This window comes from Sulfodiicoccus acidiphilus, assembly GCF_003967175.1.
GTDB lineage: Archaea > Thermoproteota > Thermoprotei_A > Sulfolobales > Sulfolobaceae > Sulfodiicoccus > Sulfodiicoccus acidiphilus.
On record NZ_AP018553.1, the window covers coordinates 1328665 to 1350077 of the forward strand.

A 21413-nucleotide genomic window follows, 5' to 3' on the forward strand; every position below is an offset into this window, starting at 1 on the left:
AAAAATGGGAAAAAGCAGGAAAATAGCTCAACTAAATAGCTCTAGGCAAGCCTCTTCATCCTTAGGCCGATAGACCTCTGTCCACTCCTCAACAACGAGTTGAGTTGTTTCAGAGACATGGCAAGTACCGTGGTTGAGAGCACCGGTAGGCCGAAATAAACGATTACAAAGTAGCCTGGCGAGGCCAAGACCGAGAGTATGGTTGACGTGACCGTGGCCACAGAGGCAGCCAACGAAATCAGAAGAACGGTAGGAATCGCAAGGCAACAGGAGGTTGCAGAGAGTGCAGAGAGGATGGGAAGGAATCCAACGGTGCTCAACCTAGTCTTTCTGAGGTTATTCCTCAGCTTCACCGCTGCGCTGATGTTACCGGCAAGTAGAGATGCCACTAAGAAACCTATGAATGCTTGGAAGGGAGTTAGTGTAGGAACGTAGTTTCCTACTACCATCCAGATTCCTGGGCTCTCGGAGTCTATGTACGGAGCGTATATGAGCCCTCCAGTTGGATACGAGAAACCGACCCCCACACTCGAAGGTAATTGAAGGGGAGGAAGTGCACCTACCACTAGAAAAGTGAAAAGGAAGTAGTGGAAGAAAAGGTAGGGGAAGAAGACGGCGTAGAAGTACTTCGAGAGCCACGGCGAAAGGTTTCTCCACGACCACCTCAGGGAGGGTAAAGCTATGCCCGCGTAGAGACTCAGGGTGGAGCCCAACTGCAGGGCGTTCACTTTGCTTGATAGCCAGGACCAATAGAGAATTATTGAAAGTACTACTAAAATAAAAGAAAGTAGACCTACTTTGGCTTTCACTTCCCTCAGTCCTTGTAGTACTGTTTGTAAACTACGAATATAACCGCACCCAGAAGGAACAGTCCCAGTCCTCCTAACATTCCCGTATCGAACTCGACCCCCGATGTACTAGGTATGGAGAGAAATTGTGAGATCACGTAGACGAAGACGAAGCCTACTACTATGAGGATGGGTAGAGCAACTTTGGTGTAGTCGGTCGGCTTCGCGCTTTCCACTTGAATCGCAGTCTCTTGAACGGCTCCAGCCCTGAACCTGACTGCCAGGAAAACTAAACTACCCATGAAGACTCCGAAGATTATCGACGCGAGCAAGTAGGTTATACTCCATAGTTGTTGTACGTAGTCACCTGTTGGAGAAGAAGCTAAGTAGCCTAGTCTACCGAAGTCCCCCGCTATCATGAACATAGCGAAGAAGAAGAGCATCGTGAAGAGCCACATGACGTAGTCCTTCATGCCGAGTCTGGGACCCTGATCCAAACCTCCTCACCCAGTGGAGTTGGACGGAACCACTACCAATATTCCCTTCATGGTGTAGTGACCTGGTCCACAGAACTCAGCGCAGTAAATGTTGTAGATACCAGGCTGGTTCACTACGATGTACATGTGGTACGTGTAACCTGGTATTGCCTCAAGCTTGTAGCCTAATTGGACGAAGTATAGGGCGTGTATAACGTCTTCGGACGTGATTAGTAGCTCGTAAGGTTGTCCTGCCTTCAACACTAGTTTATCTGGAACAACTGTACCGTTAGGGTATTGGAAGAGCCAGACGTACTGCTTCGCTATCACCTTTATGACAATGGGATCCTGATGTTCGTACGTACCGTTGTAGATGTTGAGGTAGTAGTGGTAGGAGAGCAGACCCAAGAATGTTAATGACGCTACCGCAAACACTATTGTGGCTATTTCCGCATACCTTCCTATTTCGCTCATCTTTGCTCACCTAGGAAAGTCACGTAAATGTAAGTCAGCATTCCCGCCAAAATCATGTCAGTCCCAATTAGCTGTCCGCCCTCGAATTGAAGGATCGTGGTATACCCTCCTTCCGCTAAAATTGATGCGAGCCTTATAGTCATGTAGGTAATAAGAATCAATAATACAATTGCAGAGAGCTCTAAGCTCCTAATTAGGGCACGAGGACTCACCTTCATTTTCGACTCATTTAATTGGACCGAATCGACAGCTTTCGTGGAGGTAAACCCTCTTCTCAGTCCTCCGCTCAAATGTTCACCCTTTACGCTTCTACCTTGAAGGAACCTTAGAGTGGGGAAAAGAATTGCAAAACTGAGAAGGAAGATGAGTCCATCCACTTCCACCCCTATGGGTCCAATGTCCCTTCCCGGAGTGAGGTCCGCCCATATACTGTTAACTACGAACGACACTATGAAGCCAGTCCCCAACGAAATCGCCGCCGGTCTCATTACTGGATGCGGGGCCTTGTGCCTGAACACGTACTGGTCTATGAATGGGAACAGTGCGGTTATCACTGCCCAGGCCAAGAAGAGGTCGGAGGCCAAGGTTGGTGTCACAGACTTGAAGAAGAAGTAAACGAATAAGAAGTACCAGTCGGGAATTGGAGGGGTTTGGGCAGCCAGAGCGGCGTTGTATGCAGGCATCAGGTACTTCAGACCAGAGGCAGTTGCCTGAATGTCGAATGGTACCATCGAGGAAATGAGAAATATCGAACCAAAGATCAGCAGCATCGTCATCACGATCATTCCGAACGTTCTAGTGAGGGGCTGTAGCCTCCAGTTGGGGTCGCTCCTGAGTCTTTCTGGGTACTGATCTATGAGCTCAGGAGCGTTAGGTTCCTTAGTCAGTGGAGGTGTTAGCCCGTGTTTCTCGAATATGTAGAGGTGAAGCCCTAGCACTGCACCTATTAGGAATCCGACTATCCAGTGGAAGACGAAGAACCTCTGGATTAAGGGATCAACGTTCGAGGCTATTCCCGGTAGTGAGGGAAGGAGGGTGAAGGTCGAAATCAAGCTACCTAAGTTGAATGGCATATAAGTGAACAAATTCAGTCCGGTCGTCGTCGCGGTCCAGGATATGAGGTTGTACGGTAGCGAATACCCGAGGAAGGCTTCGGTCAAGGTGAGTCCTGCTAGTAAGGTCCCCACTATCCACATTAGTTCCCTAGGTTTCCTGTAGGCACCGTCTATGAAGTTCCTCGTCATGTGTACTAGGAGTAGGAAGACCATGGCGTACGCTCCCCAACTGTGCAGGCTGAACAGGAGACCACCGTAGGGGACGTTCTGTATAAGGAAAAGGGTAGATTGATACGGGTCCCCAGGGACGTAATATATAGCCACTAGCATTCCAGTAATGACCTCGAAGACGAACGCCCCCAACACGAACGATCCCAACCAGTAATCCAGCCTGAATCCATATCTGGGAGACTGACGGAGGGTGTGGCCGTATATCCCCAACCTCTCGTCCAACCAATCCAATATCCTATCTAGAGTAGTTTTAGACTGCTCCTCTACCACGTTATCCACCCTTAATGCAAGCAGGATTAGAGGGCACTGAGTAACCGTTGTATCGTGGGTCATACAGCAAATTGCTGGAAGGATTTATTCTTGGTACGGCCTCGGAGAAGTAAGGCGCGTTGGTTCCCACGGCATATATGTCTCCCGTGGAGTCATCGTACTCTAAAATTACGGCTGGAAGAGGCCTAGGTGCAGGTCCACCTACAACTAATCCTCCCTCATCTAACTTGTACATGGAACCGTGGCACGGACAATGAAGGATGGAGGTTGATGGATTTAGGCCAGGGTTGGAGGGACTACTCGTGAGCACCTGCGCCGGAAGTTGGCAGCCCAGGTGAACGCACACGTCACTGAACGCGCATATCGAGTTATTGGGCCCCACCCCGGAGATTTCTTTGAAGCTCTGGTTTATCCTGAACTTGCCGTAGTAAGGATTATCGAAAGAGACGTCTTTCTCGTTGTTCAGCTTACTGAAATCTACTAAGAAGCAGGGTTCGTTGGTCAGTGGATAAGCAAAGAAGTAGACGGGGCACGAACCGCTGAGATCACTTACGTTGGCCACCTTGAACTTGGGGAATCCTTCTAGCCCTTGCTTGTTAGAGGCAACGTAATACTTCGACGATAGGCTCGGCAATTCTTCGTAGTAGAAACCCATGTAGTCGAACACTGGCTTAACCAGAGGCACAATGGAGAGCGCCCCACCCACTACAAGCGTCAGCCTAAGGAAGTCTCTCCTATTCATTAGAGTCTTTTACTTCAGTGGGGTTTTTTAATTTTACCTCATTATAATTATGGGCTGCTCCACTTTCCAGAACTTTGTATCTTCGAATGTTATTGTAGTTTATTTCGGAGTAGCTAGACTTTTTTACACACTCTTTCTATGTGTTTAAGTATACTTTGAATTCTGCCTGCAGCTAGCATTAATCATTTTAAATGAGGACTCTTTTTTTAGTAAAACCTATTGTAATAATATTCATGGACACTACTTTCTTTAAAAGGTACTTTTCAAAGAATAATTTATAAGCCCGGACCATGGGTGAAAACCTGAAGCACATGAGGAGAGTGAGTGAGTACTTCAAGATCGCACTCACCACGACCAACGCCTCAGACATAGGTATAATGTACATAATCCTAGCGCTGGTCAGCCTCGTCATAGGCTCAGCCGACGCCTCAATGATTAGAGTCCAACTCACTTTCAACGACATGAGCGCAGTGACCTATTACAACGCAGTGAGCCTCCACGGCATATTCATGATATTCTTCATGGTGATGCCCTTCTCCACGGGTCTAGGGAACTACCTAGTTCCGAGAATGATAGGCGCTCGCGACCTATACTGGCCCAAGATAAACGCTCTCTCCTTCTGGATCCTTGTACCGGCCGTCATTATGACGGCTGTGTCACCTCTCTTCGGTCCTATTAACACCGGGTGGTACATGTACGCTCCACTTTCTACCGACCTCGCTGTGAACGGCGGCTACGGAGTTGACCTAGTGGAGATCGCCCTAATCGTTGCTGGTCTCTCCACAACGCTCACGGGAATAAATTTCATCATGACAATTTTGAGACTCAGGAAGGTGAAGTACTTCAAGATGCCTCTCTTCGCGTGGAGCTTCTTCGCCACGGCTATACTAATGATGGTGGCCTTGCCTCCCTTGACAGGTGGACTAGTGATGGCGTTCCTAGAGAGGAACTGGAACCTCCCATTCTTCAACTACAAGTTGGGAGGAGATCCGGTACTTTGGCAACAGCTGTTTTGGTTCTTCGGTCACCCCGAGGTGTACATTCTCATTTTACCCGCCATGGGTATAATAGGGGAGATATTACCTAGGATGGTGGGAAGGCCGATATATGGGTACAAGGCCCTGGCCTTATCTTCAATGGCAATAGCTTTCCTCAGCGTCTTCAGCGTTTGGATGCACCACATGTTCGTTTCCGTGATAAATCCCATTGCCAACCTTATAACCTCCGCCATGACCATGGCGATAGCGATTCCATCCGGAATAAAAGTCCTTAACTGGACTGCCACTCTGTACGGAGGAAGACTAAGGTTCACAGGACCAGCCATTGCGGCTCTGGGTTTCATAGCTCTATTCCTTGTAGGCGGGATAACGGGGGTGTTCTTTCCGCTAATTCCCTTGGATTACGCTTTCAACGGAACCTACCTCGTTGTCGGTCACTTCCATTACATGGTGTTCGCCATCTTAGTGGGGCTTTTAGGTGGAGTGATGTATTACTTCCCTTACTTCACAGGTAAAAGGTTCGACCACGAGCTAGGCAAGACTTCCATGTTGATGATCGTAGTAGGAGCTTTCGTGATAGCTACTGGGATGACAATCGACGGCGTGCTTGGCATGCCCAGGAGGTACGCAGTTGTTCCCGCACCCATGTACCAACCGTTCCAGAACTTCATAGACGTGGGAGCCGTGATAGAGGGATTGGGTCTATTGTTACTAGTTGGAACGTTGATCTGGGCCTGGTTGCGGGGTCCCAGGGTTGTCGGTTTGGACCCCTGGGGAGGAGAGGCGATTGGCCTTCCAGACTTCAACATAAGGCCAGTCGCACTACCTCTTACCTTCGGTAAGGAAATGGACGGCTCCGAGCCAGAGCACAGGCACGGAACGTTCTACCCCGCCGTGCTTGGGTTAATGCTCTCCTTCCCCGCGATCGGATTCCTACTGATTCTGCACGGCATGTTGCCTGAGGGACTACTCTCCATTTTAGCGTTCCTGGGCTTCGGCGTGGCGTGGATGTACCACGATTACTTCAAACCTTCAACTTTCGCCATGCCTCACGTAGGTTCTCTTCCTGGAGTCAAGGTCTCTTCCACCGTGACTTCACCTCAAGTCACCACTGAGAGTGAAGGGGTACCCACGATAGAGAGGGGGATCGAGCAGGCCAAGGAAGTGAAGACTCCGATACTTCTGTTCATAATAGCCGAGATATTCCTCTTCAGTTCCTTCATAGGAGGTTACCTATACGTGAGGAACATCACTCCGTCGGCTCAACTTCTCCCGCCCCTTAGGGTGGACTGGTACGGCCTCCCGTTGGCTATGACTGTGATCCTGTTGTCGAGCTCTATCCCAGCTCACTTCTCCCACCACTTCATGATGAAGGGGAAGGAGAAGTTGTTCAAGGCCACTGCAGCACTAACATTCCTAATGGGACTTACGTTCCTGAGCGGACAGATATACGAGTTCACTCACATAGTCCACTTCACACCTCAAACTGACGTCTTCACCGCTTTCTTCTACAGCATAGTCTGGTTACACGGTTTTCACGTCATGATGGGGTTAACATTGTGGGGCTTCACTTTACTGAGGACCACAAAGATCAGGCCATTCCAGGCCGCTACAATGTCGACCTACTACTGGCACTTCGTTGATGCTATATGGGTCGTGGTGTTCACGATGCTCTACCTTCAGTTGCCCATTTATCACCCGTGATTTCAATGGACTTGAGGAAGTTTTTTCCCCTTAGCCCTCCTTCTGTTTAACAATCCGCTGACTTGGGATCTCATACCACGATACGCTGCACTCTACGTCATGCTGCACTACTTGGACTACGGTACAGGCATCTTAGTGGGCAGATCGGTGAAGTTACGAGTAAGTCCAATAGCATCCCTAGTGGTGGGAGTGTCGGTCCCAGTCTTCTGGCACATTCCATATCCCTTTGCATTGGCCGCCTCCTCGTCGGGAGTCGAGGTCTTGGCAGTACTCACGCTCACTTGTTCGGGAATTCTGCTAGGTGGAATCCTAGACTCCCTGACTAGGAAGTTCAAGTTCTACCTGCTAGGTCTCTGGATGACAGGAGATACGGTCCTCTCCACCATTTTCATGACCGGTGGCGCCTACTACACGAGCAGATACATCGTCACCTCTCCTTACTCCTCGTCGCAGTTGGGATTCGCCGGAATTGCGATGTTTATCTTCATGAACGTGACCGTCGTCATACTCATAATAAAGCTCCTTAACGACATGTTCAGGGAAGAGTTAGATAAGACTGAATATCATAATGTATAGTTGTTTTAAGTTAAATGTAAAAATAGATTTATTATCCGCTGTGCGTAAGTCACTTGAGAGGAATGAAGGCGGTCTCCCAAACCTTTTCGGTCGTGGTCGCGTTCGTGGTAGCGGCCGTCGTCCTAGCTGCCGCTCTTTACGCTTACAGCCAGTATCAAGTACTCTCAGCCCCTCCTACAAGTTCAACAACGACCTCTTCTGGTCCCTCAAAGGTAATCTTGCCTTACGACAACTCCACTAAGACGGTTTACATCAAACTGGTCACCTTGTCCTCCAGTTCCTCACAGTTCAACTTCAACGGCACGAGCTTCGGTTCCATGATCATATACGTTCCCGCGGGGTGGAACCTCAACATCACCTACGAGAACCAAGAGTCCCTCCCTCACAACCTCAATCTGGTCCAGAACAATACGGCGATTCCTCAGAGCGGAGACATAGCTGAGGACGGGAAAATTCTCCTCACAATCGGCGCGACGTCAAGCACCTACCAACTTCAAGGACTGAGCGGAGGCCAGAGCGCGTCTGGGTTATACCAGGACATAGCGCCCGGTGACTACTGGTTCGCTTGCGGCATCACTGGACACGCTGCCTCTGGTATGTGGGTGGATGTCGTGGTCTCGCCCTCAGTGACCCAACCCTACGTCGTGGTCTCGTCATCGTGAATGGATTTTTTAACTTTACGGGAGTCAAAGACGCGAAAGTCCCCTTCCGTGATGGTGGACAACCTCCCTTATAGAAAGGTTTTATAATAATAAAAATAATTTTTAGACTCTGGGTGTAAGAGCTGGGTCGCACCCTAGGGGCTGGGGGAACTCATGCCTATGGAGAAGCACCCTAGAAGGAATTGAAAGTTTGATACAAACCCTAAATATCTTCGAATCATGGCAGTTTACCATGGAAGCGATCCGATTCACGTGGTCTAGGAGCTCACTGAAGTACGTTGTTCCCGCCGCACTCCTAGTGGTTGCCTTCGTTAATCCACCCGTAGAAGAAGCCATAAGCCTAAACCCACTGCCTTACATGCTATCCCATTACGGGTTAGTCTTAGCTGGACTGCTCCTCGGGTTCTCGACTTTCAGAACATCCTTAAGGGCTAGGAGATGGACCTTAGTTGTGGGTCTGATACCTATAGTGGCCTGGCATCTCCCCTACCTTTTCGCTCTGGGTGCGGCATTCATCTGGGGGAGAGTCCTGGACGAGCTTACCATCACCCTCGGAGGGCTCCTAGTGGGCGCTTCCTTAAGGTTGTTCTCCTTCAACTTCAAGGTGATTCTCTTTATATTATACATGGTGGCGGACACAGCATTGTCCTTCCTTTTCATGTTCTATAGCTACCCTTACACCAGAAACGCGATTCCGTTCTCTCCTTATACCAGTCCATCCCAATTCTTCGTGACGGGAGTGACAATGATAGTCCTAATGAACGCGTTTCTTGGGTACGTAGCGTACCTTTTCTTCAAGAAGCTATCAATTTTGTGAACTACCCCACCCCCAGGACGAGGCATCCCCGCCTCGCGATGGAGACTTCCTGCTTCCCGGAGGAACCTAGATCCCCTTCCGTAGCGGAGGTTCCGTGGAACCTTTCTGTGAATAGTACGGAAGGGGGATCACGGAGGGTTTCCTCTCCACGGGCGTGAGTTCCCCCAGCCCCTAGGGTGCGACCCAGCTCTTACACCCAGAGTCTAAAAATTATTTTTAATTATAAAACCTTTCTATAAGGGAGGTTGTCCACCATCACGGAAGGGGACTTTCCCCTAACCCCCCTCTGTTAAAAACTCTAGGACGAGAAGCAACCTGTTCGTTGTAGGGTGATGAAAAGAGGTTTATGTACTTAATTTGACAGAAATAACTTTTTAATTAATTAGAAACTTTGACATAAAGTTTAATTACGCTAAATCCCCATAATCTTCAGTGTAGGTTTATGGAAGGCGGGAAGGTAATCGCGAGGAGGAACGACATAATCTTCCTGCGAAAGCTCCTTAGGGCTATGAAGGATCCCAAGACCAAGTTCGACCCCTCTAGGTTCGCCAGCGAAGGGAGGGATTACCTTTACAATTACGTTAACGAGAACGTGGAGCCGGTTAACGAGGAGAGAAGGACCTTCTTAAAGGGCCTTATAATAGGAGTTAGCGCAGTCGCTGTTCTGGGGTCGATCCCTCGGGTTCTAGGGTACCTCAATCAACCCCTGACCACGCTGCCCAAGTTCCCGACTTTGTTGTTGGTGGACTCCAACGGTGATCCAGTAAAGGCCTCCGACACCACACTTATTCCTGTCAATTCCCCAATCATTACTCTTTTCACCTATCCCATGGTTAACGACCCAAACTTCATTTTGAGGTTGGGGGACGCCCAGGGGAACGAGGTACAGGTACCTCCAGCTAAGGTTACCGTCCCAGCGACAGGGGAGGTGTACTTGTTCCCTGGAGGAGTGGGTCCGAAGAAGTCCATAGTGGCTTACAGCGCCATATGCCAACACCTGGGTTGCAGGCCTCCGGAAATACACTTCTATCCCCCCCAATACGTAAGTCCAGCCCAGCTCAGCGCCGCTGACCCCAACCTATTGACTCCCCAGGCACTGGCCGCTGCCCGAGCCGCTAACGTCCCAGCTATAATACACTGCGACTGTCACGGCTCCACCTACGATCCCTACAGGGGAGCGGCCGTACTTACTGGCCCTACCACGAGGCCCCTTCCTACAGCTGAGCTCGTGTGGGACCCCAGCACTGATTACCTTTACGTGACTAGAATGATAGGTGTACCCATATTCGGGGCTCCAAACGGAAACGATTTGGAGGGATTCCCGTTACCGACGATGAACAGCGACTACACGGGCACGACCGAGGTTGAAGCCACAATAAACACGTTCAGGTGAGTTAGCATGGCCGAGGAAGACAGGGAGGAAAAGGAAGTTCCTGGAATCCAAGAGATAATAGAGAAGAAGTTCGGCCTCGACGATCTACCCTTCTTCAGGACACCCGACTACATGTATAAGCTGAACTACTGGCTCGGCGCCACAACGGCCGCAGCTTTCTTCTTCGCGGTCCTCACTGGACTTCCCCTCTTGCTCTACTACGACCCAGGCAACGCTTACAATCAAACTCAGTTCGTCATACACAACGTACCCTACGGCTCCGTAATCCTATTCTCTCACCTTTACGCAGCCTACGCCATGATCGTCCTTCTCTACGTTCACGGTGTGAGGAACTTCTTCTCAGGAGCCTACAAGAAGCCGAGAGAGTTCGTGTGGATTTTAGGTGTTCTCCTGTTCGCCGTAACGTTGGGTGCTTCCTTCTTCGGTTACAGTATGGTTGGCGACGTCCTAGGGGTAGACGCCATAGGCGTTGGCTCAGGCCTTATATCTCTAGGGATACCGGGGGAGATACGATAGAGAGCTGGCTGTTCGGTGCTGGCTCAGGAACTTCCCTGTTTTCCAGGCTCTTAGGTTGGCACATAATATTCGTGGCACTGCTGGGACTACTGTTCGGTGTGCACCTCTTCCTAGCTGAGACCTACGGAATGTTGCCGTCTAGGAAGGAGAAGCCTTACGCTCCCGCGTACTACAAGAAGTCGGAGTGGATGAAGTTCAACGCGTGGTGGCCGAGGAACTTCATATACATGATGTCAATAATATTGACCACTTGGGGGGTGATAATGATAGTCCCCAACACCTTGGCTGCTCTAAACCAGCTCATGGCAGTCAAGCTCCCCCTGCTTGTAAATCCGGCCCCAGCTCCAGCTCCCAATACTGCCGCCGCCGCCACAGTGCCCGCCTATCCACCTTGGTTCTTCCTCTTCTTCTATAAGATCGTTGACTTCCTACTTCCAAACGGTCAACCTCTCACACAGAGCGACGACATAGCAATAATGGTGGTGGGACTTGTGCTGCTGCTCCTAGTCCCCTTCTTGGACAGGAGCAAGTACCTGAGTCCCCTAAGGAGGAAGTTCTGGACCTGGGTGGGCATCGTCTTCGTCTCGGCCATAGTTGAGCTCACAGTGTGGGGTTACCTCGATCCTGGCGTGCCCGCTCCCTTCACTCAACAGGTGGAGGTTCTACTACCACCCGCAGTGATTGCGGCGTTGGTTGTGGCTCCGCTTAAGCCTAGAGAGAGAGGCTTCAACTTCAAGGGAATGTCCAGCCATTTGAATTCGCTTTACATGGCGGTGTTGATACTTCTGACTGCCGGTACACTGTTCGACTTCATGAGAAGTCCTAGCGTGGTAGGCCTTGGAATACTGATACCTCTCGTCGCTGGGCTTATCCTCAACACTGGTAACATGGTACCAAAGGCCTCTCTACCTCCCACTAAGGCACTCGAGACCACCGTAGGAACTGGCGCGCAGGGAAGCTTAGAGTTCAAGAAGAAGTTGGCCACTTATGCCACAGTAGTGATGGCTATCCTGTCCGTAGCATTACTAGTTATAGTCTGGAACCTGCCAGTCACCGGCCCCCTCTCTAACGTGGCAGGAGCGCTCATAGGACTAGTGTTGGTCCTGTGGGGCCAGTCCATAGGCATGTACCACTTCGTGGCCTACGCTAAGTAAATTCGTTTTATAGCCGTCCTATGTTGAGCGTTCTCAGTCACAGGGATGTGAAAATTCTCCTATGAAGGAATCTCCCTCCCCCCCACGTAGAGTTAGAGTGATTTTCGGGCGATTTTGGCCGAGCGTCTCTCCTCATCCTCTTGGAGGAAATGAGAAAGATCGTGAACGCTTCCCTGCACCATGGGGAATTCATAAACAGCTTGACACTAGTTTCCTACCTCTCATCTGGAGGTGCTCCGCGTTCAACCGCCATACTTAGACTTAACCTTGAACAGAGGGTGGGAACCATCGATGAGGGCGAGGGAGTAATATCCCTCTCTAAGTTCTCTCGTCACTGGTCTCTATCCCCTCCTGAAGCCAACCTTTTTAAGCTTAGGAAATAGTCGCGTCGCGTGGAAGTAAACTTAGGGTCTTCCGTGAGGGAGGCCCTCAAGGGCATGATAGATAAGCAGGAGTATCACGCCGTGGTTCTGGATGAGGGAGAGGTGGTCGGAATATTGAGCCTTAAGGACGTAGCTTCACGCCTCTTCATTCCTATGGAGGAGGGCGTGGAACTCCTAGAGTTCGGGAACTTGGAGGTACTAATGGAGACCGGAGTGGCTTCTGTGATGACCCCCGATCCCGTAGTTGCTCCGAACGAGGAGGAAGCCATAAGGTTGATGGTAGAAAGGAACGTAGGTGCGGTTCCGGTAGTTTCTACGACTTACAAAGGGACTGTGACGGAACACACTGTTTTACCCAGGTTGTTCCAGTCAGCTGTGGAGGCGAGATCCATATCGAGCAGGCCGATAATCTTCGCCGACGAAGAGTTCACCGTGGAGGAGGCTATGGAGCTCATGATAAAGAGAAACATAAGGAGGTTACCTGTGGGCTCTGAGAGTAACGTGAGAGCATTGACTACCTTGTTCCTGATCCTTAAGGGGGTCTTGCTGGACTACAGACCCGACATACTCTACGAGCCTGTCCTGAAGTTCTCGGAGGAGCCGATATTCGGCACGACGGTAGGGGAAGTCGCCAGGAAGCTCTACCAGAGGCCGGCGGTGGGGGCTGCCATAGTAGAAGATGGAATAGTCACGGAGAGGGACCTTGTAAGACTTTTATATAACGCACTCTAGAGGCGCCAAGTGATAGGTTACATCTTCGACGCCCTAGGTGCCATTGCCGCGGTTTTACTTCTGGCTCAGATTTGGAAGGAAAGGGAGCTCTTCGGCAACTCTGGAATGTTCTGCTGTCCCAAGGCCTCGGTGATAGTTCCGGTTAAGGGACGCGACATAGGCTTTAGGGACAACGTTCGTTCCCTCCTGTCCCAGGATTACCCGAACTACGAGGTCATATACGTCACCGACGGAGAGGACGAGGTATACCAGGAATTGGTGCAGTTGGGCGTGAAGTCGGTTGTGAGCTCCTTCAAATGCGACGGCTGCAGCGGGAAGGTGAGGGCTCAGCTTAGCGGCCTCGGGGTAGCGGGAGGCGAGGTGATAGTCTTCGCCGATTCCGACACGTTTTACCCTAGCAACTGGCTCAGGACAATGGTTGCACCTCTCGACAGATACGCAGCCACCACCACCTTCTCTTGGCCCAGGCCCAACAAGCTAACTCTGAGGAACCTCCTGAGGGCGGGATTTTGGACTCTGGGTTTCGAGTCCCAGTTCGTAGGAGGGAGGTTCCTGTGGGGAGGTTCCATGGCCTTCAGGAGAGATTTCTTGGATCGGGAGGCCATAGAGGAGATGTCCAAGGAGTGGTGTGACGACTGCACCCTGACTAGGTTGGTTAAGGAGAGGGGAGGGAAGATAGCCTTCTTAGGGGAGGCCATTCCCGCTAACGTCTACGACGAGAGGAGCCTCCTCTCTTGGTCGACGAGACAGATAGTAACTATAAGGAAGTACTCGCCTCGTGGCGCTAGAGTTTTTCTCGTTATAGGTTCCTTCTTCTCCTTTCTCTTGATAGGTTCCCTCCTGACCGGAGCGTGGGTGGGATTGATTCCCTTTCCACTGTGGGCCGCGAAGAACGCCTTGAGAGCGAGGAAGTTGAAGTCCTGGGCATTGCCGGGGATACTCATGTCAGTTCCAGCCATATTCTACGCCTTCGCACTCCTAGTCATGAAGTGGAGGGAAAACAAGGTGATTTGGCGCGGAGTAGAGTACCACCTCAGCATCAAAGGTGAAAGACCTTGACAGAGTTCTCCCTCAGGACCCTAGGATCCTTCACTCGTTACAAGACCTCGAGGGATGTCCAGTTAGGCGCTGTTCCTTGTAGCTGGGAAAGTCGCTTCCGTAAATGGACTTCTCTAAAACTTGATCGAGCCTGGAAATGTAGCTCTTGAGCGATTCGGGAAGGAACCAAGAGAGCTCCAAGTAGATGTCGGGATAGCTTCTCGCCAAGAAGAAGGCTAGGTCCCACCACAAGGGCCTTCCTGCGTGGGCTATGACTACTGTAAGGTTGTTGTCCTTAATTACGTCGTCAAGGAGTATGGGATCGCCGTACTTGTTCCTATCCCCCTCACCCAAGCTGGTTCCGGTGTGAAACATTACAAAGTCGGGAGTTGAGGGGGCGTAAAGCCTCGCCCTTCACGGCGGGGACGGACAGCCCCCTCATATTTATACTTCTTTGTTAAAATTTCTCTTAGTGGTACTAACGACGCTCCTCCCCAGCTCGATCTAAGGTTTAATGGGACTGAGGGAGGAGCGAGCAGCGGCTTCAATTTCCTTTAAGGGACTAGACGTAATGGGTGAAAGTCCCCTCCTCTTCAGATGGGAGTGGATCTCTGATCCACTCGACTGCCCACCAAACGAGACATGTAAACCCGAACCGATGGTGGGAACGATGAGCCCTCTGGGAGGGAACCCTCGTCCCTTCCAGGGCGGGGAGGAAGTCAGAGGAAACCTGTTGGGCTCGGCGAACTTGTAGACCTCTGCTAGTCCCTTCATTCCTCCCTCCTCCCTATAGCCATTAGGAGGACAACCGTGGTTGACGGGGTGAAGTTTCGCTCTAACGATCCCCGCAACATATTGACATTCCAAGATTCCCTCGCACTGTCACACTTTGGGTTAACGGTCCCTAGCTGGAAGAACCTTTCATCTTCCTTATACGCGCTTCTTTGTTGCCAAAAACCCGTCTTCAGAGAGTTTGGAGCAACAGGAAAAAGAGGGGACGAGTACCAAATTTCTCTATCTCCACGTTCTCGTCCTCCGATCTATCGCCGAGACCGTCCGTTACTTTCCTGAGTCTGTCGCAGTTGGACGGGAAGTCCACGAGTCCAAGGTGTAAGTGTGCGTCTACCACCACGAGCTTCTGGGCTCGTCGATGGGAACGGGCACCTCAGCTTCTTGGTATACTTATAGCACCCTTCTGACTGGAGTACGAAACTCTCCCCCTCAGTTCTACCACTCACTTCTCCACAGTCCACCACTTGTACGCTAAGGCAGCGGTGAGAGCGAAGGGAACGAATCCTACCCAACTCAAGGCAGCGGCCGACCTCAACGCCTCTTCCGCTACCTCAAGGAAGGCCGATCCTAGCAGGAGGTAGGTGGATATCAAGAACACTTTCCAGAGAACCTCTAGTTCCCTCACTAACCTCCCTCTCAGTACAGCTGTAGTCAGCGCCATGCCCTCTGCCGCAAGTAGTCCCAGCGCCCCTAACTCCAGCCAAGAGCTGGGGAGTCCCATTAACTTCAACAGTAGGGCTAGGGGAGACTACCCCTTCCTATTATGGTCCCTGTGTTGAAATCGACCGCGACGAGCAGGATCTCCCCTACGATAGGTGCCAGACTTAGGACACCGATCCCTAGGTCCCCTAGGAACACGTTGAAGAAGTAGCTGAAAGAGGAAGGATCCCCAGGACGAAGCAGGTTAAGGAAAGGTAAGAAACGTAGGTGGGGCCTGAGCTCCTCCCCCAAAAAAAGGAGGAACCACTGCAAAAGTGTGGCGGAAACCGACAGTCCCACCCTCGAACTAAGTTTCATCGATTTAGTTGGACTGAAGTAATATAAATCTTTCAATGAGGGGAAAACTCTCCTGTGCTCTCGCGTCAGGTGAGCTGACCGCTAGCTCAATTTCCCTCCCGATCCGCCCCAGGAAAGATAACGACGAGTGCGACGCGCAGCGCGGTATCCTGAAAGTTTCCCAGTGCTGAAATGGTCCCTGCGCCCACTTTCATACTGTTGATTTAGAGTCCCTAGTTAATGTAGTGTTTAACTCATCGGGAGGGGGGAGGGCGGAATTCTCCCTTCCTAGTGACGGTCCACTTATAGAAAAAGTTTTTTATAAAGAAAATTAATAATATTTTAGACCTCGGCTGTGAGTGTTGGGCACCCTAGGGACTGGGGGAACCAAGTGGAAAGCGAGGCTCTTAACCCCCTTTGGCGCGTTCCACAGAACTGTTCCATGGAACCTCCTCTGTGGACGGCCGTCGAGGTCGCTACGGGAAACCCTCGTCGCCAGGACGCGCGGTTGTAAGAGCGAGGTAGTTCACAGACTAAACGAAACCGTGTCTTAACTCAAACAGTTCGGGACCCTAGACTAGACCTTTGGAGCTATTCGAGGAAGACCTGCCAGTTACCACACCCTAATTCAAGATGATCACTGTTTCCCAATTTACCCCACCTGTATGATGAAGGGAAGAGAATTCGAGGCCGCCTCTGTCTACCGCCTACCTTCCTAACCTCACCCCCCGTTGTAGGGGGAGAGTGAACCTCAACATTTGTCGACGTACTTCAGAGACGGCTGACCTCCTCCCCGCCCTAAAGGGCGAGGGTTCCCTTAGGGCGGATCACGGGTTCGTGGTTTACCGCCTTCACCTTCATCGCTTCGCAGATTGTGGGAACTACCCACCCCGCTCCGTTCGTCCAGAGGTGGACCACGGGGTGGGCCTTCAGCTCATTACCCCTATCCCTCACTGGGAGTTGCCCTCCACTCCCAGATCCTCGGGACTCGGGGATGTGTAGAGCCCTTGTCGGGCATCCCCCCTACGGGGACACGTTTTATTCTACAAAAAATTTAAACATTCGGAGATTTAAAAACTTTTACCTCGCCCCTAGAAGGGGTGAGGCTCGTCGTTCTTTTGTCATCAACCCTTGACCGTTCGATTATATATCTGCCTAACTACCGTGGACTTACAAGTGGGTTTCCGTCCCGCAGGACCTAAGTTCCCTTGAACATCAAGGGAGATAAAGAATTTACGTAAGGGCTTGATCTATTAACTCGTGAGAGTGGAAGTTCCAGAAGTGAAGATCGCCGAGAAAGTAGTGCTCGATCCAAGGACGTCTGCCGTAGTCGTGGTAGACATGCAGAACGACTTTGTGAGGAGGGAAGGTAAGCTTTACGTTCCCTCGGCGGAGTCAACCATATTACCAATTTCCAAACTAGTGAAGTTGGCTAGGAGTTCCGGTTCTCTAGTTATTTACACTCAGGACTGGCACATGAAGGACGACCCCGAGTTCAAGATATGGGGAGAACACGCCCTGGCGGGGAGCTGGGGAGCTGAAGTCGTGGAGGAGTTGAGGCCGATGGAGGGCGACTTGGTGGTCAAGAAGTACAGGTACGACGCATTCTTCGAGAGCCCCATGGACTACCTCCTAAGAGTCAAGGGGGTGAGGACGCTGGTGGTCACGGGGACAGTGGCCAACATTTGCGTCCTCCACACGGCAGCGAGTGCAGCCCTGAGGTGGTACGACGTGGTTCTCCCCAAGGACACCGTCTCTGCAATGACCGAGTTCGATTACTACTCCACTCTGAGACAGGTGGACTTTCTCTATAAGGGTACTATAACCACGTCAGATAAAGTGAGTTGGAGGAGGGAGGATTGAGCTACGTCGCCGTGGTCCACAACGACTTGGATGGTACTTGTTCAGCCGCTGTTTACGCCAGGGCGGTCGGTGAACTTCCCTCGAAAGTCTTCTTTACCGAGCCCACTAGGGTACACAAGCTACTCAAGGAAATCAGGCTGGAAGGACTATCGGAGGTGACTGTAGCAGACCTAGGCCTGAACTCCTCAACGGTGAACGACGTGGTGGAGGCAGTTAGAAGCATCACTTCAGCGGGAGTGAAAGTGAGGTGGTTCGACCACCACGTCTGGAGGGAAGAATGGGCAAGGTCTTTGACTGAAGCGGGAGCGGAGGTCCACGTGGACACCTCGACCTGCGGTGCGGGGGTAGTACTGAAGGGCACTTCGTCTCAAGACGAGGTCTCTAAGAGGATAGTCTCCGCTGATTGTGCAGTAGACATGTGGTGGCACGACGATCCGTTGGGGGAGAAGCTTAGGAGGGTTGTGGAAGCCAGCAGGGAGTATTCCTGGAAGGAACATATGGTCAGGAAGTTCTTCGAGGGGAAGGTGTGGGACGAGGAGTTCCAACGGGTGCTGGAAGAGCAGGTGGACCTAGAGCTACGCGGGTACTCCGTGCTCCACAAGTACTATAGGGTTATCACTGTGAACGGAGTGAAGGTGGCCATAGCGCTGAGGTGGAAGGGAAGGCCGGACATAAGCTATGCGGCCCAGTACGTCATGAGCCGGAGCGGTGCCTCGATATTCGTCTCGGCTAACGGAAAGTCCATATCATTCAGGAGTTCTTCCTACCAGGTGAGGGAGTATGCTGTGAAGTTTGGGGAGGAGGGCACCCACTGGCCGCTGGAGGGCAGCTCAGGGTTCCTTGGATTAGGAGGTTCCTCTTCTCGTTAGGGGTAAGGGGTCCCGCGTTGAGCTGGGTGGCGTCTAGGGTAGTGGAAGTGATGAAGGAGGTCGGGTTGAGACCAGCTACGCATTCTTGATTTACTTTGTGTAATAATCCTTATGAACCTGTTCTAAGTCAAGTTTTTAAACGGCCGATGTAAGTGAACGTAGACCAGAAATGAAGTTGTATCAGAAGTTTCCGGAAACCCAAGTTCTGACCACTAAGGGACCAATAGACTTCTACAAGGACGTCTTCGGGAAGGGGAAGTGGCTCTTCCTCTTCGCCCACCCGGCAGACTTCACGCCCGTCTGCACCACGGAGTTCGTTGAGTTCCAGAAGGCGTACGAGGAGTTCAAGAAGCTCAACGTGGAGTTAGTGGGAATGAGTGTGGACAGCATATACTCTCACATCGCTTGGTTGAGCGACATTGAGCAGAAGTACGGGACAAAGATAGATTTCCCGCTCATAGCTGACCCAGACAAGAAGTTCGCAAGACTACTGGACATAGTGGACGACGCCTCTGGGGTCACAATAAGGGCAGTGTTCCTTGTCAACCCAGAGGGGGTGATAAGGTTTATGGCCTACTATCCAATAGAGTACGGGAGGAAAATAGAGGAATTACTGAGAATAACCAAGGCGGCCATAGTCAACGCCAAGGCGAAGGTGTCCCTCCCTGCGAATTGGGAACCGGGAAAGGAAGTCATAGTCCCCGCGCCTACAATAATCGACGAGGCAAGGATGAGACTTAACATGCCCAACGCCAAGTCGTGGTACTTGATGTTCAAGAAGTACGAGGAGTTGCCCCCCGAGCAGAGAGTCTAATTTTTTTACTTTAATTGGATCGAGGTTTCCATACCGTGAACGTGAGAGAGAAGTTCTATTTTTACCAGCTGTAGAAATTAACTGAAATCTGGTATGGTTTGTAGGGAGGGAACCGGACCCCTTACAGAGATCGTGGAAGGACTTGCTAGTTGGAGTAGATTAATGTAAACGTCCACGTAGAAGTTCCAATAATAGTAGTACCTTACTCCATACGGCGCACCGTAGGGAGAGACCACTACTAGTGCAGAGAAGTTCAGTCTAACATATTGGAACTTGTTCCACTGTGGACTTAAAGCGAAGGTCAGGTTGATAGCGTAAGTTCCCTGTCCAACTGTTAGGGTTGAGTTCCTAAGCTCACTGTTGAAAACTTCCGCCGTCTCGACCGAGCCTGTCGGAGAGGTTAGTTGGAGGGAGACTTCGGTCACAAGCGGTTTCTTATCGTGGGCAGAAACGTTGAAGTAGAAGGGATAGATGCTGACCACCTGATATGGATAGTTCACGACGAGAGAGCTCACATTGAAGGACAGAGAGGGTGGACTCTGTGACTTGTAGGAAGGTAAGTAGACGTAAACGTAGTTCGAGAGTTCGCAGTTTTGATATAGCGAATAGGTGATCGCAAGTGGGGATATACTTAGCGTGACATATGTGAGAGCACTGACGACAGGAGTCTCTTTAGTTTCAAAGAGACCGTGATAGAAATAAATAACGTGGGAAGACGCCACAGGGTCCAACAGAAGCATCGAATAAAGTAGAAATACAACGATCTTAGCTTTCGTTCCCATCGGAGTGACCTTCTCTCAGGTGGGAGGTAGAGGAGCGTAGCTGGTTTGTTGGAATGGGTTGAACCCGAAGTAGAGCGACAATTCACCTAAGGACGTTCCAGGGGCGTCGTTTGGGAGTGGCAATGATGGCTGTACAAGTATGCTGACGTAGTACGTTCCTTCGGTTAGGGAGACGCCGCCGCTTGTCCCCCCGTTTCCGGAAGACTTGAAGACTGGAGCTCCATCGCTGACTACTTGTATCACGTCTGGAAATCCAGTCTGGCCTTTGGCTTGGATTAATATGTATGCATTGTTTATGCTGCTCCCAGTGAGGGACTCGTTAGAGATGTACATGTACCCACTTGTCTTGACTTGAATCTGTACGACCTGGGAGTAGAAAGCGTAGCTAGAGTTAGTCAGGGATATGGTTGCCGTGAAACCTACACCTGCAGTTCCGTTAGTCACTGAGACGTAACTTCCGTACTGTCCGCTTGGATTGCCGTTTGGACCGTAGCCGAATATCAGTGGTTGGGAGGTGGAGACCACGTTTATCGTACCTTGGTAGAAGTACATCACGTCCGCCACTAGGACTGGAACCAGGGCAACAGCTAGAACGAGCCCAATTATGCCCAATCTCTTCTTGTCCATGTTTTCTATGTACCGCAGTTCCTTGTTGATTATAAGGCTTTCTTAGTGAAGGTTAAATTTAGGTGTTTCAGAGGACGACCTAGGAAAATAGATGCGAGAGGTGGCCGAGCGCCTGGGCGTAGGTAGAGCGGAGATAGGAGCTCAAGGGGCTCTGGCTTTAGCCCTGTTAACTTCTTACTTCCTCCTTCCCACGTATCAGCTAACTTCAACTATCTACTTTCAGTCTGTCAACGGTCTGGGACTAGAAATCGACTTCATGGGTCACAGGACCCACTTGTTGCTGGCCTCGTCCCTCGCGTCGGCGACCATGTTCGCCATCTCGGGGTTAGCCCCGATCTTCTGGAGGAGCAAGTACTCACTCTACTTATCAACTCTCGCCGCTAGCCTGGGCACCTCCCTGACCTTCTCTACGTTAGTGTTCAGGGAAAGGTACTTCAGTTACAACGGCTTCTCGATCTTACCTACAGTTGATGGTGCCTTCTACGTGCGCGTTCCACTAACTCAAGAACTGGGACCTCCACTCTACCTTTCGGCCGTCCTCCTCGGGTTAACAGTGATGAACTCATGGACGGGAGGAAGGTGGATCCCGTGGGGGAAGGAACCCCTTATTGATAGGGTGGTGTCCCAAGTGGTACGGGGGATTTCGTTAACGCGCTAAGGA

At 51.0% G+C, this 21413-nt stretch carries 21 protein-coding genes and 4 pseudogenes; 13 read left to right on the top strand and 12 right to left on the bottom strand.

What is annotated here, in order from left to right:
- Nucleotides 1-41: 41 nt before the first annotated feature.
- From HS1genome_RS07115 to HS1genome_RS07135, 5 genes are read right to left on the bottom strand one after another with little or no spacing between them, the layout of a single operon-like run.
- Entirely contained in the window at nt 42-809 is a 768-nt protein-coding gene (locus HS1genome_RS07115; RefSeq protein ID WP_126450185.1) for a hypothetical protein, read from the bottom strand.
- A gap of 5 nt (nt 810-814) precedes the next feature.
- Nucleotides 815-1285, bottom strand: a complete 471-nt coding sequence (locus HS1genome_RS07120) for a cytochrome c oxidase subunit II (RefSeq protein ID WP_126450186.1) — start codon at nt 1283-1285, stop codon at nt 815-817.
- Between the two features lie 6 nt (nt 1286-1291).
- Nucleotides 1292-1738 (bottom strand): cytochrome c oxidase subunit II, encoded by a 447-nt coding sequence (locus HS1genome_RS07125; RefSeq protein ID WP_126450187.1) that lies wholly within the window; start codon nt 1736-1738, stop codon nt 1292-1294.
- A complete protein-coding gene (locus HS1genome_RS07130) occupies nt 1735-3294 on the bottom strand; it encodes a cytochrome b (RefSeq protein ID WP_229768283.1) in 1560 nt (519 codons plus the stop codon). Before HS1genome_RS07130 ends, HS1genome_RS07125 begins: the two co-directional genes overlap by 4 nt.
- Before the next feature lies 1 nt (nt 3295).
- The gene (locus HS1genome_RS07135) at nt 3296-4036 is read right to left on the bottom strand and encodes a Rieske 2Fe-2S domain-containing protein (RefSeq protein ID WP_126450189.1); all 741 of its coding nucleotides are present in this window, start codon (nt 4034-4036) and stop codon (nt 3296-3298) included.
- Between the two features lie 311 nt (nt 4037-4347).
- Here HS1genome_RS07135 and HS1genome_RS07140 point away from each other — a divergent pair, with 311 nt between their 5' ends.
- From HS1genome_RS07140 to HS1genome_RS07175, 8 genes and pseudogenes are all read left to right on the top strand, one after another.
- Nucleotides 4348-6738 carry a cbb3-type cytochrome c oxidase subunit I gene (locus tag HS1genome_RS07140; RefSeq protein WP_126451365.1) on the top strand — a complete coding sequence of 797 codons (2391 nt, stop codon included), beginning with the start codon at nt 4348-4350 and terminating at the stop codon, nt 6736-6738.
- Nucleotides 6739-6774: 36 nt separating this feature from the next.
- Nucleotides 6775-7314 (top strand): annotated as a pseudogene (locus tag HS1genome_RS07145) (DUF1404 domain-containing protein); the annotation flags it as partial.
- A 62-nt stretch (nt 7315-7376) separates the two neighbouring features.
- Nucleotides 7377-7976, top strand: coding sequence for a sulfocyanin (locus tag HS1genome_RS07150; RefSeq protein WP_126450191.1), 600 nt, complete (start codon nt 7377-7379; stop codon nt 7974-7976).
- A gap of 232 nt (nt 7977-8208) precedes the next feature.
- Complete coding sequence (locus HS1genome_RS07155; RefSeq protein ID WP_126450192.1) at nt 8209-8793, top strand: DUF1404 domain-containing protein; 585 nt, start codon at nt 8209-8211, stop codon at nt 8791-8793.
- A 442-nt stretch (nt 8794-9235) separates the two neighbouring features.
- Complete coding sequence (locus HS1genome_RS07160) at nt 9236-10186, top strand: Rieske 2Fe-2S domain-containing protein (RefSeq protein ID WP_126450193.1); 951 nt, start codon at nt 9236-9238, stop codon at nt 10184-10186.
- A 6-nt stretch (nt 10187-10192) separates the two neighbouring features.
- Nucleotides 10193-11856: pseudogene (gene soxC, locus HS1genome_RS12675) on the top strand (proton pump complex cytochrome B SoxC).
- Nucleotides 11857-12248: 392 nt separating this feature from the next.
- Complete coding sequence (locus tag HS1genome_RS07170; protein WP_126450194.1) at nt 12249-12971, top strand: CBS domain-containing protein; 723 nt, start codon at nt 12249-12251, stop codon at nt 12969-12971.
- Nucleotides 12972-12980: 9 nt separating this feature from the next.
- On the top strand, nt 12981-14030 hold the full coding sequence (locus tag HS1genome_RS07175; RefSeq protein ID WP_229768281.1) for a glycosyltransferase family 2 protein: 1050 nt from the start codon (nt 12981-12983) through the stop codon (nt 14028-14030).
- 30 nt (nt 14031-14060) lie between these two features.
- Here HS1genome_RS07175 and HS1genome_RS07180 read toward each other — a convergent pair whose 3' ends face one another.
- The gene (locus tag HS1genome_RS07180; RefSeq protein ID WP_126450195.1) at nt 14061-14384 is read right to left on the bottom strand and encodes an amidohydrolase family protein; all 324 of its coding nucleotides are present in this window, start codon (nt 14382-14384) and stop codon (nt 14061-14063) included.
- Nucleotides 14385-14523: 139 nt separating this feature from the next.
- Here HS1genome_RS07180 and HS1genome_RS13180 point away from each other — a divergent pair, with 139 nt between their 5' ends.
- Nucleotides 14524-14763: a hypothetical protein gene (locus HS1genome_RS13180; RefSeq protein WP_126450196.1), complete on the top strand. Its 240-nt coding sequence runs from the start codon at nt 14524-14526 to the stop codon at nt 14761-14763.
- Nucleotides 14764-14973: 210 nt separating this feature from the next.
- Here HS1genome_RS13180 and HS1genome_RS12015 read toward each other — a convergent pair whose 3' ends face one another.
- From HS1genome_RS12015 to HS1genome_RS07200, 4 genes and pseudogenes are all read right to left on the bottom strand, one after another.
- Nucleotides 14974-15141 (bottom strand): hypothetical protein, encoded by a 168-nt coding sequence (locus HS1genome_RS12015; protein ID WP_158613740.1) that lies wholly within the window; start codon nt 15139-15141, stop codon nt 14974-14976.
- A 102-nt stretch (nt 15142-15243) separates the two neighbouring features.
- Entirely contained in the window at nt 15244-15531 is a 288-nt protein-coding gene (locus HS1genome_RS07190; RefSeq protein WP_126450197.1) for a hypothetical protein, read from the bottom strand.
- An 8-nt stretch (nt 15532-15539) separates the two neighbouring features.
- The gene (locus HS1genome_RS07195) at nt 15540-15818 is read right to left on the bottom strand and encodes a hypothetical protein (protein ID WP_126450198.1); all 279 of its coding nucleotides are present in this window, start codon (nt 15816-15818) and stop codon (nt 15540-15542) included.
- A 777-nt stretch (nt 15819-16595) separates the two neighbouring features.
- Nucleotides 16596-16799: pseudogene (locus HS1genome_RS07200) on the bottom strand (RNA-guided endonuclease TnpB family protein); the annotation flags it as partial.
- Nucleotides 16800-17057: 258 nt separating this feature from the next.
- Between HS1genome_RS07200 and HS1genome_RS07205 the strand changes: the two are divergent.
- The 3 genes and pseudogenes from HS1genome_RS07205 to HS1genome_RS07215 all read left to right on the top strand — a co-directional run bounded on the left by HS1genome_RS07205 (nt 17058) and on the right by HS1genome_RS07215 (nt 19343).
- Nucleotides 17058-17660: a cysteine hydrolase family protein gene (locus HS1genome_RS07205; protein WP_126450199.1), complete on the top strand. Its 603-nt coding sequence runs from the start codon at nt 17058-17060 to the stop codon at nt 17658-17660.
- A pseudogene (locus HS1genome_RS07210) lies at nt 17657-18618 on the top strand (DHH family phosphoesterase). The gene HS1genome_RS07205 and the pseudogene HS1genome_RS07210 overlap by 4 nt, the downstream one beginning before the upstream one ends.
- 80 nt (nt 18619-18698) lie before the next feature.
- Nucleotides 18699-19343 carry a peroxiredoxin gene (locus tag HS1genome_RS07215; protein ID WP_126450200.1) on the top strand — a complete coding sequence of 215 codons (645 nt, stop codon included), beginning with the start codon at nt 18699-18701 and terminating at the stop codon, nt 19341-19343.
- Between the two features lie 77 nt (nt 19344-19420).
- Here the strand turns inward: HS1genome_RS07215 and HS1genome_RS07220 are convergent, their stop codons facing one another.
- Nucleotides 19421-20083 carry a hypothetical protein gene (locus HS1genome_RS07220; RefSeq protein ID WP_126450201.1) on the bottom strand — a complete coding sequence of 221 codons (663 nt, stop codon included), beginning with the start codon at nt 20081-20083 and terminating at the stop codon, nt 19421-19423.
- A gap of 57 nt (nt 20084-20140) precedes the next feature.
- Nucleotides 20141-20752: a hypothetical protein gene (locus HS1genome_RS07225; protein ID WP_126450202.1), complete on the bottom strand. Its 612-nt coding sequence runs from the start codon at nt 20750-20752 to the stop codon at nt 20141-20143.
- Nucleotides 20753-20843: 91 nt separating this feature from the next.
- Between HS1genome_RS07225 and HS1genome_RS07230 the strand changes: the two genes are divergently transcribed.
- Nucleotides 20844-21410: a hypothetical protein gene (locus HS1genome_RS07230; RefSeq protein ID WP_126450203.1), complete on the top strand. Its 567-nt coding sequence runs from the start codon at nt 20844-20846 to the stop codon at nt 21408-21410.
- Nucleotides 21411-21413: the final 3 nt, after the last annotated feature.

Excerpts from the sequence above, each read along its gene's own strand:
- HS1genome_RS07125 (WP_126450187.1), bottom strand. The coding sequence starts at position 1,738 with ATGAGCGAAATAGGAAGGTATGCGGAAATAGCCACAATAGTGTTTGCG.
- HS1genome_RS07195 (WP_126450198.1), bottom strand. The coding sequence starts at position 15,818 with ATGAAACTTAGTTCGAGGGTGGGACTGTCGGTTTCCGCCACACTTTTG.
- HS1genome_RS07180 (WP_126450195.1), bottom strand. The coding sequence starts at position 14,384 with ATGTTTCACACCGGAACCAGCTTGGGTGAGGGGGATAGGAACAAGTAC.
- HS1genome_RS13180 (WP_126450196.1), top strand. The coding sequence starts at position 14,524 with ATGGGACTGAGGGAGGAGCGAGCAGCGGCTTCAATTTCCTTTAAGGGA.
- HS1genome_RS07135 (WP_126450189.1), bottom strand. The coding sequence starts at position 4,036 with ATGAATAGGAGAGACTTCCTTAGGCTGACGCTTGTAGTGGGTGGGGCG.
- HS1genome_RS07220 (WP_126450201.1), bottom strand. The coding sequence starts at position 20,083 with ATGCTTCTGTTGGACCCTGTGGCGTCTTCCCACGTTATTTATTTCTAT.
- HS1genome_RS07215 (WP_126450200.1), top strand. The coding sequence starts at position 18,699 with ATGAAGTTGTATCAGAAGTTTCCGGAAACCCAAGTTCTGACCACTAAG.
- HS1genome_RS07155 (WP_126450192.1), top strand. The coding sequence starts at position 8,209 with ATGGAAGCGATCCGATTCACGTGGTCTAGGAGCTCACTGAAGTACGTT.
- HS1genome_RS07140 (WP_126451365.1), top strand. The coding sequence starts at position 4,348 with ATGAGGAGAGTGAGTGAGTACTTCAAGATCGCACTCACCACGACCAAC.
- HS1genome_RS07230 (WP_126450203.1), top strand. The coding sequence starts at position 20,844 with ATGCGAGAGGTGGCCGAGCGCCTGGGCGTAGGTAGAGCGGAGATAGGA.
- HS1genome_RS07225 (WP_126450202.1), bottom strand. The coding sequence starts at position 20,752 with ATGGACAAGAAGAGATTGGGCATAATTGGGCTCGTTCTAGCTGTTGCC.
- HS1genome_RS07150 (WP_126450191.1), top strand. The coding sequence starts at position 7,377 with ATGAAGGCGGTCTCCCAAACCTTTTCGGTCGTGGTCGCGTTCGTGGTA.
- HS1genome_RS07160 (WP_126450193.1), top strand. The coding sequence starts at position 9,236 with ATGGAAGGCGGGAAGGTAATCGCGAGGAGGAACGACATAATCTTCCTG.